The sequence below is a fragment of the Pseudomonas sp. MM211 genome (assembly GCF_020386635.1).
Taxonomy (GTDB): Bacteria; Pseudomonadota; Gammaproteobacteria; order Pseudomonadales; family Pseudomonadaceae; genus Aquipseudomonas.
Genome location: NZ_CP081942.1, coordinates 803,931 through 817,162 on the forward strand (window position 1 = coordinate 803,931; position 13,232 = coordinate 817,162).

7 protein-coding genes are annotated in these 13,232 nt (G+C 63.3%); 5 read left to right on the forward strand and 2 right to left on the reverse strand.

The features are described 5' to 3' along the window. Positions 1 to 5 precede the first annotated feature (5 nt). On the forward strand, positions 6 to 1,073 hold the full coding sequence (locus K5Q02_RS03575; protein WP_225836457.1) for a protein-glutamate methylesterase/protein-glutamine glutaminase: 1,068 nt from the start codon (positions 6 to 8) through the stop codon (positions 1,071 to 1,073). Here the strand turns inward: K5Q02_RS03575 and K5Q02_RS03580 are convergent. After that, the gene (locus K5Q02_RS03580) at positions 1,070 to 2,782 is read right to left on the reverse strand and encodes a sensor histidine kinase (protein ID WP_225836459.1); all 1,713 of its coding nucleotides are present in this window, start codon (positions 2,780 to 2,782) and stop codon (positions 1,070 to 1,072) included. The two genes, K5Q02_RS03575 and K5Q02_RS03580, sit on opposite strands and share 4 nt — an antisense overlap. Positions 2,783 to 2,886: 104 nt before the next feature. Further along, a complete protein-coding gene (locus K5Q02_RS03585) occupies positions 2,887 to 3,570 on the reverse strand; it encodes a response regulator (RefSeq protein ID WP_225836460.1) in 684 nt (227 codons plus the stop codon). Between the two features lie 301 nt (positions 3,571 to 3,871). Here K5Q02_RS03585 and K5Q02_RS03590 point away from each other — a divergent pair, with 301 nt between their 5' ends. The 4 genes from K5Q02_RS03590 (at position 3,872) to ilvD (ending at position 13,214) form a co-directional block, all read left to right on the forward strand. Then, positions 3,872 to 8,047 carry a GLUG motif-containing protein gene (locus K5Q02_RS03590; protein WP_225836462.1) on the forward strand — a complete coding sequence of 1,392 codons (4,176 nt, stop codon included), beginning with the start codon at positions 3,872 to 3,874 and terminating at the stop codon, positions 8,045 to 8,047. A gap of 3 nt (positions 8,048 to 8,050) precedes the next feature. Further along, entirely contained in the window at positions 8,051 to 9,703 is a 1,653-nt protein-coding gene (locus K5Q02_RS03595; RefSeq protein ID WP_225836464.1) for a ShlB/FhaC/HecB family hemolysin secretion/activation protein, read from the forward strand. Positions 9,704 to 9,943: 240 nt separating this feature from the next. After that, positions 9,944 to 11,119 (forward strand): ShlB/FhaC/HecB family hemolysin secretion/activation protein, encoded by a 1,176-nt coding sequence (locus tag K5Q02_RS03600; protein WP_225836466.1) that lies wholly within the window; start codon positions 9,944 to 9,946, stop codon positions 11,117 to 11,119. 256 nt (positions 11,120 to 11,375) lie between these two features. Further along, entirely contained in the window at positions 11,376 to 13,214 is a 1,839-nt protein-coding gene (gene ilvD, locus K5Q02_RS03605) for a dihydroxy-acid dehydratase (protein WP_225836467.1), read from the forward strand. The last annotated feature ends 18 nt before the right edge of the window (positions 13,215 to 13,232 follow it).

The following is a 13,232-nucleotide window of genomic DNA, read 5'->3' on the forward strand; positions in this document are numbered from 1 at the left end:
TACGCATGAAACCTATAAAAGTCATGATCGTCGACGACTCCGCCGTGGTACGCCAGGTGCTGTCCTCGGTGCTGGCCAGCGACCCGGCGATCCAGGTCATCGGCACCGCCGCCGACCCACTTTTTGCCCTCGACAAGATGCAGCGCGAGTGGCCTGACGTCATAGTGCTGGACGTGGAAATGCCCCGTATGGACGGCATCACCTTCCTCAAGAAGCTGATGGCCGAGCGCCCTACGCCGGTGGTGATCTGCTCGACGCTGACCGAGAAAGGTGCGACTACCACCATGCAGGCACTCTCCGCCGGAGCGGTGAGTATCGTCACCAAGCCCCAGGCCAGCCTCAGCAAGTTTCTCGTCAATGCCAGCGATGACCTGGTCAATGCCGTCAAGGCGGCGGCACGCGCCAATGTCAGCCGCCTGGTAAAGAACAAGGCCGCGCCGCCTGCGCCCGTGCAGAGCAAGCTCAGCGCAGACGTCATTCTGCCGCCGGGCCAGGGCGCCATGGCGCGCACCACCGAACGTGTCGTCGCCATCGGCACGTCCACCGGCGGCACCCAGGCACTGGAGTACATTCTCACCCGCCTGCCACGGGTGTGCCCTGCGCTGGTCATCGTCCAGCACATGCCTGAACGCTTCACCGCTGCCTTCGCCGAACGCCTCAACGGCCTCTGCGAACTGGAAGTACTGGAAGCACGGCATGGCGACCGGGTGGTGCCCGGCCGTGCGCTGATAGCGCCCGGTGGCCGCCATCTGCTGCTCAAACGCAGCGGCGCCCAGTATCTGGTCGAGGTGGTCGACGGCCCGCCGGTGAGTCGTCACAAGCCTTCGGTGGACGTCCTGTTCCGCTCAACGGCCCGCGCTGCAGGCGCCAACGCCACGGGCATCATCATGACCGGCATGGGCGACGACGGCGCCCGCGGCCTGCGCGAGATGCACGAGGCCGGCGCCCTCACCCTCGGCCAGGACGAAGCCAGTTGCGTGGTCTACGGCATGCCCCGAGAGGCCATGAAACTCGGCGCCGTGAGCCGCGAGATACCGCTGGAACAGATCCCCACTGCCATCCTGCGGGGTTAGTGCTGAGCAGTCGCCTGGTCGCCCTGGATAGTCGCCGTCAGCAGCGTCTCACCAGGGGCCGACTCGATCCGTAGTTGCCCCCCCATGCGCTCGATGCGCATACGCATGCTGCTCATGCCGACGCCAGCGGCCGCAGCAAGCACATCATCCACGGCAAAGCCGCGGCCATTGTCACGAACCCACAGGCTCAGGCCATGCTCCGCCTCGGCGCGTACGCCCACTTCCAACCGGGTGGCGCCGGCATGCTTGAGCACGTTGGTCAGGGCTTCTTCGAGAAAGCGCGTCAGGGCTAGCAACTGTGGTGGCGTGAATACTCCCGGCCATTGCGCCGGCAGACTCCAGTGCGACTCAATGCCAAGGTCGTCGAACAGGTCGATAAAGCGCCGACGCAACGGCGCCAGCCACTCCTGCGGTGACTGCCAGCTGGGCACCGCCGAGGAGCCGTCAATCACATCGCGCAGATCGCTGCGCAAGGTCTTCAGCACCGACAGAAACTGCTCACCGCGTAGCCCCGAACCATGTTCCATGGTGGTAATCGAGCGCATCAGCGAGCTGCCCAGACCGTCATGCAGATCGTGGGTCAGGCGCAGGCGTTCGTTGAGGCGAATGTTGTCGGCTTCCAACTGGTGCTCACGCTGTAGTGTTTGGGTCAGCTCTGCGCGCGTGCTGTCGACCCTGGCCTGCAGATCGTCGTTGAAACGCTCGATGCGTTGCAGGCTGCTGGAGAAGCGCGCGGCCAGGATCAGGAACATCACCACCGACATCAACGGTGCAGACAGAAGCGCGTAGACTCCTGGAACACCCAAAACACCAGTAAAAGCCAGAACCTCGAAGACAGTCCCTCCAAAGATGCACGTGCCAAGCAGGATCAGGTAGGCCTCACGTGCACGACAGGCATGCCACAGCAGTTGCAGGCAGACCACCGGCAAGGCAGCCCTGAGGACAAAGGCAGAGAGCATCTGCAGCACCGAAATCTGCGCCTTCGGCACCAGCAGCGTGGCCATGCACAGCACGATAGTCACGCCCCAGAGCACACGCCCTAAGCGTGGAAAACGCATGCTACCGAGCGACCAGATGAACATGCAGAACGCCGGGCAATACAGTGACAACGCCACCAGGCTGAGGCGATCCCAAACCTCGCCATTGGCGAACGGCCAGGACGAGGTCAGCAGCATATTGAGGATGCCGAACGACCACAGTAGCGAAGCCAGTGCGACCCAGCCGAAAGCATGCTCCTGACGGCGGAACAGCCAGAACGTCAGGAACAGCACACCCAGTACCAGGGAGATCAGCAGGCCGATGAAAATCAGTTCGCGCTGCAGCAGCAACTGCAGGCGGTACTCGGGCCAGACCTGCTCGGACATACCCAGGCGCACCGCACCCAGACCAGGCGCCGCATGCTCCGAGCCGACCAGGCGAATCCACAGGGTATTGCTTTGCTGCTGGCCGGAGGCTGGTAACAGCCAGTAGCGTGGCAGGTTCCAGCTACGCGACAAGGGCTCGACCAGGCTCTCGTCACGCCAGATCAGATCGTCGTTGAGCCACACCTCGCCGGCCATGACCATACGCGTGATATTCAATGCCAGCGGCTCGCCAGGGCAGTCGGCCTGCCAATCCAGCCGATACCACACCGGCCCGAGAAAGCCGGGCCAGTGACGTTGCCATAGATCCGGCAGGCTCACCGGCTGCCAGCCGTCAAGCGGGCGCACACCATCACCAGCCCGTTCGGGGGCCGCCATCACGCTGCTGATAAGCGGCTGGCAACTCGCCTGCGCCAGGCTGGAAAACCATGGCAGCAGAACGAGCAGCAGCGTCAGGACAACAAGCCGCGTTGCCGGGCCTCGCTCACCGCGCGGGTGCGCGAGGAGACGGCCAGCTTGCGGTAAATCCGTTTGATATGGCATTCGACGGTATGGCGGGAAATGGTCAACTGTTCGGCGATTTCCCGGTTGCTCAACCCACGGGAAACCAATTCGAGAATTTCGCTCTCGCGGGCGCTGAGCGTTTCAATCTCCGCCAACTCGTTAGACCGGGGCGCAGCTGGCAACAAGGTCAGAATACGCCGGGCAATGAACGGATCGATTGGCGCACCGCCACGCAGCACGCTACGAATCGACAGGCTCACCTCCAGGTCATCGCGCTCCTTGAGCACGTACCCAGTCGCCCCGGCGCGCAACGCACCGAGAATCGCCTCCTCGGTGCTCCAGGCCGAGATCACCAGAATCCACAACGCCGGGTCGAGTGCGCGCAACTCCTGGATCAGCTCGATGCCATTGCCATCCGGCAGCCCCAGGTCCACCAGCACCATGGCCACGGGCTGGCTGCTGAGATGCGTACGCGCCTCGGCCAGGTTCACCGAGAAGGCCACCGCATCACTGGCATAGCCGATCTCGCCGAGCACCCGCGACAGCCGCTGGCGCATCAGCGGGTCGTCCTCGACCACCAGCACCGGCGCCGGCAGCAGAGCATCATCAGGGGTATGGCTGGCAGTGGACATCAGCGAACGGAACTCGGTGGGGTAAACGTAGGATCGGAGTTTGGCAGCAATGCTGGCATTCGACTATCACCAGAATCAGGTATAGCCCAGCTTAGAACTGCCAGAGCCGCTGCATTCGTGACGCAAGAAATTGACCGAAATTACCTAGTTTCAGTGATAGCCAGTGGCCAATACCTTCACGTCCAATACCTGTTTACCAGGCTGCTGCTCGGCACGCGCCTGCGCTCTGAATTTCCGGCTCGCCCCTTGCCACCCAGCGCATCGGCAAACCGGTCGGTCTTGATCGTTAAAGGAGTATCGCATGAACCGCACCTATGCCCTCGTCTGGAACCCAAGCCTGGCCACCTGGAGCGTTGCCAACGAGCACGCCCGTAGACGTGGCAAAGGCGCAGGTGCAGTACTCGTGGCAGCCCTGCTTCTGCCGGTCATGGCCTTCGCTGCCGACCTGCCGACAGGTGGTCAGGTGGTCTCAGGCAATGGCCAGATTGGCACACCATCCAACAATCAGATGATCATCGACCAGGCCAGCAACAAGCTGGCCATCAACTGGCAGAGTTTCGATATCGCTGCCGGAAACAAGGTGACCTTCAACCAACCCGGCAGCGACTCGATTGCGCTTAACCGCGTGCTCGGCGCCGATGGCTCGAAAATCATGGGCCAGCTCGATGCCAATGGCCGGGTATTTATCATCAACCCCAACGGCGTGCTGTTCGGCCAGGGCGCCCAGGTCAACGTCGGTGGCCTGGTCGCCTCGACGCTGGATATCAGCAATAGCGACTTCGAAGCCGGCAACTACCAGTTCAAGGGTAACGGCAGCAATGCCAGCGTGATCAACAACGGCAAGATCATTGCAGCCGACGGCGGCGCGGTGGCGCTGCTCGGCGGCACGGTGAGCAACAACGGCGTGATCGTCGCCAACCAGGGCAGCGTGGCCCTGGCGGCCGGCAATACGGTAACCCTCGACTTCGCCGGCGATGGCCTGCTTAACGTGCAGGTCGATGAAGCCGTGCTCGATGCGCTGGTGGAGAACCACCAGTTGATCAAGGCCGACGGCGGCCAGGTACTGCTCACCGCCAATGCCGGTGAGGCGCTGCTCAAGACCGTGGTCAACAACACCGGGGTGATCGAGGCGCAGACCTTGGGCGAGAAGGACGGCAAGATCGTTCTGCTTGGCAGCTTTGACGGCGGCAGCGTGCAGGTGGCCGGCACCCTGGATGCCAGCGCACCCAATGGCGGCAACGGCGGTTTTATCGAAACCTCCGGTGCCCACGTCAAGGTGGCTGACATTGCAAAAGTCACCACCAAGGCACAGAGCGGCAAGACCGGTACCTGGCTGATCGACCCCAACGATTTCACCGTGGCGGCCAGCGGCGGCAATATGACCGGCGCGGCGGTGTCGACAGCGGTACAGAACAACAACTTCGAAATCCAGACCGCCACCATGGGCACGGCCGGGGGCGATGGTGATATCCACATCAACGACGCCATTACCTGGAACAGCAACAACACGCTGACCCTCACTGCCGAGCGCAACATCAACATCAATTCGGCCATCACCGCCACCGGCGCATCGGCCGGGCTGGTACTGAACTACGGCGGTAGCGATTATCAGGTTGCCGCTCCGGTCACCCTCAGCGGCGCCAACGCCAGCCTGGCCATAAACGGCACCGCATACACCCTGATCCACAGCATGGCGCAGCTGGACGATATCGACAGCACCGGCCTGTCCGGCCATTACGCGCTGGCGCAGAACCTCGATGCCAGCGGTACCACCTACGACCACGCGCTGGTCGGCACATCGTTCGGCTCCAGTTTCACCGGCACCTTTGCCGGGCTCGGCCACACCATCAGCGACCTGACCATCAGCGCCAGCGGCAGCAGCTACATCGGTCTGTTTGGTGTCAGCAGCGGCATCATCCGCGATATAGGCCTAGGGGGTGGCAGCATCACGGGTGCTGATGGCAGCAATTCCAACGTGGGCGGTCTGGTGGGCTATAACCAAGGCAGCATCACAAACGCCTTCAGCACCGGCAACGTCAATGGCAATGGGGGGGACAACATCGGTGGGCTGGTGGGCTACAACACCGGCAGCATCAGCAAGGCCTACGCCACCGGCACCGTCACGGGCGGAGGTACCAGCCGGGTCGTGGGTGGGCTGGTGGGCGGCAACGAGGGCGGCAGCATCAGCAACGCCTACGCCACTGGCAACGTCAGCGGCCGTTTCTATGTAGGCGGCCTGGCCGGCACCAACGACTTGAACTGGGGCGGCAGCATCAACAACGCCTATGCCACCGGCAGCGTCACTGGCGACGCTTACCTGGGCGGCCTGGTGGGCGAAGGCCGCGGTGCCACCACCAATAGTTTCTATGCCACCACTGATGCCAATGGCAACGCCATTAGCAACGGCGACAATGGCAAAGGCATTGGCAAAACCTGGGCCGAACTGAATGACGCAAGCACCTTCGCCACCTGGGACTTTGCCAACACCTGGCGCATGACGGCCACCGGCGCGGGCACGGACGGTTACGCCTTCTACGGCCTGCCTACGCTGCAAGGCGTCACGCGCAAGACCGACTACCAGTATTTCGACTCAGGCCTCGGCACCCAGGCCAACCCCTGGGCAATAACCAACTGGCAGCAGTTGCATAACATCAATCTCAACACCACCACGCTGGGCGGGCATTTCACCCTGAATGCCGATCTGAACCAGTACAGCCAAGGCTATTACAGCCTGGCCAGCGCCACCGCCAATGGAGGAGCCGGCTGGAATACGTTGGGTGGCGCCGCCGATTTCTTCGCTGGCACCTTCGATGGACAGAACCACACCCTGAGCGACCTGACCATCAATGCGTCCGGGCCTTATGTGGGTCTGTTCGGCTTTACCGACAGCAGCAGCGTTATCCGTAATATCGGTTTGCTGGATGCCAGCGTGACGAGCGGCGGTAACGACTTTGTCGGTGCGCTGGTCGGCTTCAACCAAGGCGCCATCAGTAATGCCTATGCCACCGGTAGCGTCGAGGGCCGCGGCTATGTCGGCGGGCTGGTGGGTCTCAACACCGGCACCATCAGCAGCGCCTACGCGACCGTCAGTGTAACGGGCTTAGAATCTGTCGGCGGGCTGGTCGGCATCAACAACGGCAGCATCAGCAGTGCCTATGCCTCCGGCGATGTTGCGGGCGATACCAGCGTCGGCGGGCTGGTCGGATTGAACAACGGCAGCATCAGCAACGCCTATGCCACCGGCAACGTGACAGCAACAGGCGACTACGTCGGCGGGCTGATCGGCAGAAACGTAGCCGCCACCCTCAACAACGTCCATGCCACCGGCAGCGTGACAGGGGCAGGCCGCTACCTCGGCGGGCTGGCCGGATACAGTAAGAGCACCCTCCAAAACGCCTATGCCACCGGCAACGTGACAGGAACAGCACCAGAACCACGAACAGGAACAGGCGACTACGTCGGCGGGCTGATCGGATACAGCGAGGGCACCATCAGCAACGCCTATGCCACCGGCAACGTGATAGGGAAAGACCGCTACATCGGTGGGCTGGTCGGATACAGCACCAAGGACATCAGTAACGCCCATGCCACCGGCAGCTCGACAGGAGGATACGGATTCGGCGGCGGGCTGGTCGGATACAGCTTGGGTGCCATCAGCAACGCCTATGCCACCGGTAACGTCAGGGGCGCCGCCTTCACTGGCGGGCTGGTCGGACGGAGCGATGGCAGCATCAGCAACGCCTATGCAACCGGTAGCGTCTCGGGCAGCGGCAACGTCGGCGGTCTGGCCGGACGGAGCGATGGCATCATCAGCAACGCCTATGCAACCGGTAGCGTCGCGGGCATCGACTACACCGGCGGGCTGGTCGGAAACAACACCAATGACATCACCAACGCTTACGCCACCGGCGCAGTGACTGCGTGGAACGGACTCGGTGGGCTGGTCGGAGTGAACACTGGCCGCATCAGCAACGCCTATGCAACCGGCAGCGTGAAAACCACAATGGCAGGCACCTCCACCGGCGCGCTGGTCGGAGATAACCGGAGCGCCATCACCAACAGTTTCTGGAACAGCGCAACCAGCGGCACGAGCGCAGGCGTCGGTACCGGGGACTCATCCGGTGTTACCGCCAAGACCACAACGCAGATGCAAACCTTGTCGTTCTTCCAGAACGATCTGGGCTGGAGCATTGCCGTAAACACCAATGCCGGCCCAGTGGGTCAGCCCCGCCTGAGCCCCAGTGGCAGTAGCACGATCTGGCAGGTATCGGTTGTACAGCCAGCCGTGATCCCGTTCAGCAGCCAACTCTATAGCGGCGCGCTGAGCTCGAACGGTCAGACCATGACAAGCGAATCCAGCCTGCAAATCCAGGAGTCTGTCGCCATCAGCGCAGACATGCTGGTCACCACCCCACTCGATGAACACCTGAACCTGCAGGTCATCAACCACGGCATCCGCCTGCCAGAAGGAATCTGATTCATGCGTTTCGTTCGCCCCTTGATCGGCAGCGCTCTTTCCCTGCTGTCGCTGTCCGTGATGGCCGCCACCCTGCCGGACGCCGGCCAGTCGCAACAGACTATCGACCAGCAACCGCTGCAATTGCCGGGCAAGCAGAGCCTGGAGCTGAACCTGCCTGATGCGCCGGCAACCGAGGCCACCACCAGCGGGCCGAGCCTGCAAGTCAACGGTTTCACCCTGCAGGGCAACAGCGCCATAACCAGCGACGAGCTGTTGGTTCTACTCAGCGATCTGCAAGGCCGCACGGTTTCCCTTGGCGACCTGCAGGCCGGCGCCAACCGCATCACCCGTGCCTACCGTGAGCGTGGCTACCCCTTGGCGCGGGCCTACCTGCCAGCCCAGGAGATCGACGGCGGCGTGGTGCAGATCGCGGTGATGGAAGGCCGTTACGGCGAGGTCGGCCTGAACAACAGCTCGCGGGTCAGCGATGCCGCCCTGGCGCCGATCACGCAACTCAAGTCGGGCGATGCGGTACGTTCCGCAGCGCTGGAACGCAGCCTGCTGCTGCTGGCCGACACGCCGGGTGTGGAAGTGAAATCCACCCTCAAGCCGGGCGCTTCGGTCGGCGCCACCGACCTGCTGGTGGACGTGCAGCCCGGCCCGCTGCTGTCCGGTTCCATCGATGCCGACAACTACGGCAACCGCTTCACCGGCGAGTACCGCCTGGGCGGCACGCTCAACGTCAACAGCCCGCTGGGCCTGGGTGATCGCCTGTCGCTGCGTGCCATGGGCTCGGATGAAGACCAGCAGTACGGCCGTATCGCCTACCAGTTGCCGATTGGCCCTTGGGCCACCCAGGTGGGCGTGGCGTACTCGGATATGGATTACCAACTGGCCAAAGACTTCGACGACCTCGACGCCCACGGCAATGCGCGGATCACCAGCGTTTATGCCATTCAGCCGCTGGTGCGCAGCCGCGACTTCTCCCTGTACGCCCAGCTGCAGTTCGACGACAAGCGTCTGAAGGACGATATCGATCTGTTCGACAGCAAGAGCGACAAGCGCTCGCGTGTGGTCATCGCCACCCTCAACGGCAACAGCCGCGACAACCTGCTCGGCGGTGGCGTCAACAGCTTCGCCCTGGCCTGGAGCCAGGGCAGCCTGAATATCGACGGCGAGCTGAATCAGGCCATCGATGACCTGACAGCCGGCACCCAGGGCCGCTTCCACAAGCTCAATCCGAGCCTGGTGCGCCTGCAACGCCTGACCGACCGTTTCAGCCTGTACGGCCAGTTGCAGGGCCAGTGGGCCGACGGCAACCTGGACAGCTCGGAGAAGATCAGCCTCGGCGGCGCCTATGGCGTGCGCGCCTATCCGCAGGGCGAGGCATCCGGCGACCAGGGCTGGCTGGCCAACCTGGAGCTGCGCTACGCGCTGACCGATAGCTGGCAACTGAGCAGCTTCCTCGACCATGGTCAGGTACGCCTGAACAAGGACACCTGGAGCAATGGCGAAAACCATCGCAGCCTCTCGGCGGCAGGCGTAGGCGCACGCTGGGCCGCGCACGACTGGCAGGTCAACGCCGTGGCAGCCTGGAAGCTGGGCAACGATGACCCGCAGAGCGACGTCGACCGCAGTCCACGGGTATGGGTACAGCTGGTGCGGTTCTTCTAAAACATAATCACCGCGGCTAAAGCCCTCCCACACTGCAAAGCAGTGTCCCCATAGGAGCGGCTTCAGCCGCGAGCTCTTCTGAGAACCTGGTAAATCCGGGCTGCCATGCACAGAGGGCGGCCCGGATTCACCTCAGCGGGGCTTGCGCACAGATAGCACAAAGCCATATCTTGCCTCGCCACCGCGTGCTCACTCCTCCATCCTGAGCTTCGCCCCCGACGATCATTCCGGTATTCCTCCATGCGCATGGCTTGCCGCCTGTTGTCCGCATTGTCCGTGCTGCCGCTCACCTGCCTTGCCACTCCCCCTGCGACAGATTTGCTGCCCTTTCAGCAAATCGCCGATCTGCCGTCACGCAGCAGCCTGACGCTGGGCGACACCCACTACCAACCGCCGCACGACCTGAGCGCGATGCCATTCTTCAGCGGCGCCGTGGCGCTGGATAACTTCGGTGGCCATGACGACAAAGGCCGGCTCGCCAGCGCCATCAATCTGCATGGCCTGCTCGACCAGAGTGACCTGCTGAGCCTGCGCAGCATGGGTTCGGCCGAGGAAGGCCATTATCACTGGGGCGCCTACCACCTGGCAGTCGGCCCCTGGTCGAGCCGGTTGGGCATAATCTTCTCGGATCTGTCCTATGAACTGGGAGACGAGCTGGAAATACTTGCCGCCAAAGGCAAAACCCGCACGGCCAGTGCCTTCGTCATCCAGCCACTGCTGCAATACCAGGCGTTCAACCTCAAGGCCCGCCTGCAGTACGACGACAAGCGTCTACAGGACGAGATCGGCCTGCTCGGCATCGACAGTGAGAAACGCTCGCGCGTGCTCAACTACAGTCTCTCCGCCACTGCTCATGATTCCTTGCTGAACGGCGCCACCACCAGCCTAGGGTTGAGCTGGAGCGAGGGCAGCCTGAATATCGACGGCTCGCCCTACTCCCTGGTCGGCAAGGCCGATGCCGGCCACTTCAGTGTGCTGCGCGCCAATCTGACACGTCTGCAACAACTGGGCGGGCGCCTGGCCCTGTACCTTCGCGCCGAGGGTCAGTGGAGCGATGACAATCTGGACGACTCGGAAAAGCTCTATATCGGCGGCGTCTTCGGCGTGCGCTCCACTCACCAGACCGCCGCGTACGGCGACAGAGGCTGGCTGGCCAGCGCCGAGCTGCGCTACGCCCTGAGCGACAGCTGGCAACTGGTCGCCTTCGCCGATCACGGCGAAGCGCGAGTCAATACCCCAGGCCTGGCCACCGATACCGCGCCACGCCGCCTCAGTTCGGCAGGCCTTGGCGTAGGCTGGTCGGATCACCACTGGAGCATTAGCGCACTGGCCGGCTGGAAGGTCGGCGACCACCCGGCGCAAAGCGACACCGAGCGCCAGCCACGTATCTGGGCACAGTTGGCGTATGCCTTTTGACATAGAACATCGCCCAAGACGCGCCGGGCGATACAGCGCTCAACCGCACCGGGCGTTGCCTACCAGCCTTTCCCTTGGCGTCTACGGCGGCGTAGAATCAGGGCATTTCCCGCCACCCACCCTTCGGCGGGCCTGTGAGCCCAGGCAGGCAGACGGAGATCCCGTCGTGCGCCATGCCACCTTGCGTCGCGGTCATCTGCCGCTGATCCGCTCACCCACCTATCAATGCCTACCTGATTAGCCGCAGGAATCCGTCATGCCTGATTACCGCTCGAAGACCTCCACCCACGGCCGCAACATGGCCGGTGCCCGTGCCCTGTGGCGCGCCACCGGGATGAAGGACGAAGACTTCAAGAAACCGATCATCGCCATCGCCAACTCCTTCACCCAGTTCGTGCCCGGTCACGTGCACCTGAAGGACCTGGGCCAACTGGTCGCCCGCGAGATCGAGAAAGCCGGCGGCGTGGCCAAGGAATTCAACACCATCGCGGTCGACGACGGCATCGCCATGGGCCACGACGGCATGCTCTATTCGCTGCCGAGCCGCGAGATCATCGCCGACTCCGTGGAATACATGGTCAACGCCCACTGCGCTGACGCCATCGTGTGCATCTCCAACTGCGACAAGATCACCCCCGGCATGCTGATGGCCGCCCTGCGCCTGAACATCCCGGTGATCTTCGTTTCCGGCGGTCCGATGGAAGCCGGCAAAACTAAGCTGGCCAGCCACGGCCTGGACTTGGTCGACGCCATGGTCATCGCCGCCGACTCCAGCGCCTCCGACGAGAAGGTCGCCGAGTACGAGCGCAGCGCCTGCCCGACCTGCGGCTCGTGCTCCGGCATGTTCACCGCCAACTCGATGAACTGCCTGGTGGAAGCCCTGGGCCTGGCACTGCCGGGCAACGGCTCGACCCTGGCCACCCACAGCGATCGCGAGCAACTGTTCCTGCAGGCCGGGCGTACCATCGTCGAGCTGTGCAAACGCTACTACGGCGACAACGACGACTCGGTACTGCCGCGTAATATCGCCAACTTCAAGGCGTTCGAAAACGCCATGACCCTGGACATCGCCATGGGCGGCTCCACCAACACCATCCTGCACTTGCTGGCCGCCGCCCAGGAAGCCGAGATCGATTTCGACCTGCGCGACATCGACCGCCTGTCCCGTCACGTGCCGCAGCTGTGCAAGGTCGCGCCGAACATCCAGAAGTACCACATGGAAGACGTGCACCGCGCTGGCGGGATCTTCTCGATCCTTGGTTCGCTGGCCCGTGGTGGCCTGCTGCATACCGACCTGCCGACCGTGCACAGCACGTCCATGGCTGAAGGCATCGCCAAATGGGACATCACCCAGACCAACGATGAAGCGGTGCACCACTTCTTCAAGGCCGGCCCGGCCGGTATCCCGACGCAGACCGCCTTCAGCCAGTCGACCCGCTGGGAAACCCTGGATGACGACCGCGAGAACGGCTGCATCCGCAGTGTCGAACACGCCTACTCGCAAGAAGGCGGCCTGGCTGTGCTGTACGGCAACATCGCCCTCGACGGCTGCGTGGTGAAAACCGCTGGCGTGGACGAGTCGATCCACGTGTTCGAAGGCAACGCGAAGATCTTCGAAAGCCAGGACAGCGCGGTACGCGGCATCCTCGCTGACGAAGTGAAGGAAGGCGACATCGTCATCATTCGCTACGAGGGCCCGAAAGGCGGCCCGGGCATGCAGGAAATGCTCTACCCGACTTCGTACCTGAAATCCAAGGGCCTGGGCAAAGCCTGCGCGCTGCTCACCGACGGTCGCTTCTCCGGCGGCACCTCCGGCCTGTCCATCGGCCACGCTTCGCCTGAAGCCGCCGCCGGTGGCGCCATCGGCCTGGTGCAGGATGGCGACAAGGTGCTGATCGACATTCCGAACCGCTCGATCAACCTGCTGGTCAGCGACGATGAACTGGCCGCACGCCGGGTCGAACAGGACAAGAAAGGCTGGAAACCGGTCGAAAAACGTCCTCGCAAAGTGACCACCGCACTGAAGGCCTACGCCCTGCTCGCCACCAGCGCCGACAAGGGCGCGGTACGCGACAAGGCAATGCTGGACGGCTGATCCCGTAGCGCGACACAT

Coding starts and splice junctions, on each gene's coding strand:
- K5Q02_RS03585 (WP_225836460.1), bottom strand. CDS start 3,570: ATGTCCACTGCCAGCCATACCCCTGATGATGCTCTGCTGCCGGCGCCG.
- ilvD (WP_225836467.1), top strand. CDS start 11,376: ATGCCTGATTACCGCTCGAAGACCTCCACCCACGGCCGCAACATGGCC.
- K5Q02_RS03600 (WP_225836466.1), top strand. CDS start 9,944: ATGCGCATGGCTTGCCGCCTGTTGTCCGCATTGTCCGTGCTGCCGCTC.
- K5Q02_RS03575 (WP_225836457.1), top strand. CDS start 6: ATGAAACCTATAAAAGTCATGATCGTCGACGACTCCGCCGTGGTACGC.
- K5Q02_RS03590 (WP_225836462.1), top strand. CDS start 3,872: ATGAACCGCACCTATGCCCTCGTCTGGAACCCAAGCCTGGCCACCTGG.
- K5Q02_RS03595 (WP_225836464.1), top strand. CDS start 8,051: ATGCGTTTCGTTCGCCCCTTGATCGGCAGCGCTCTTTCCCTGCTGTCG.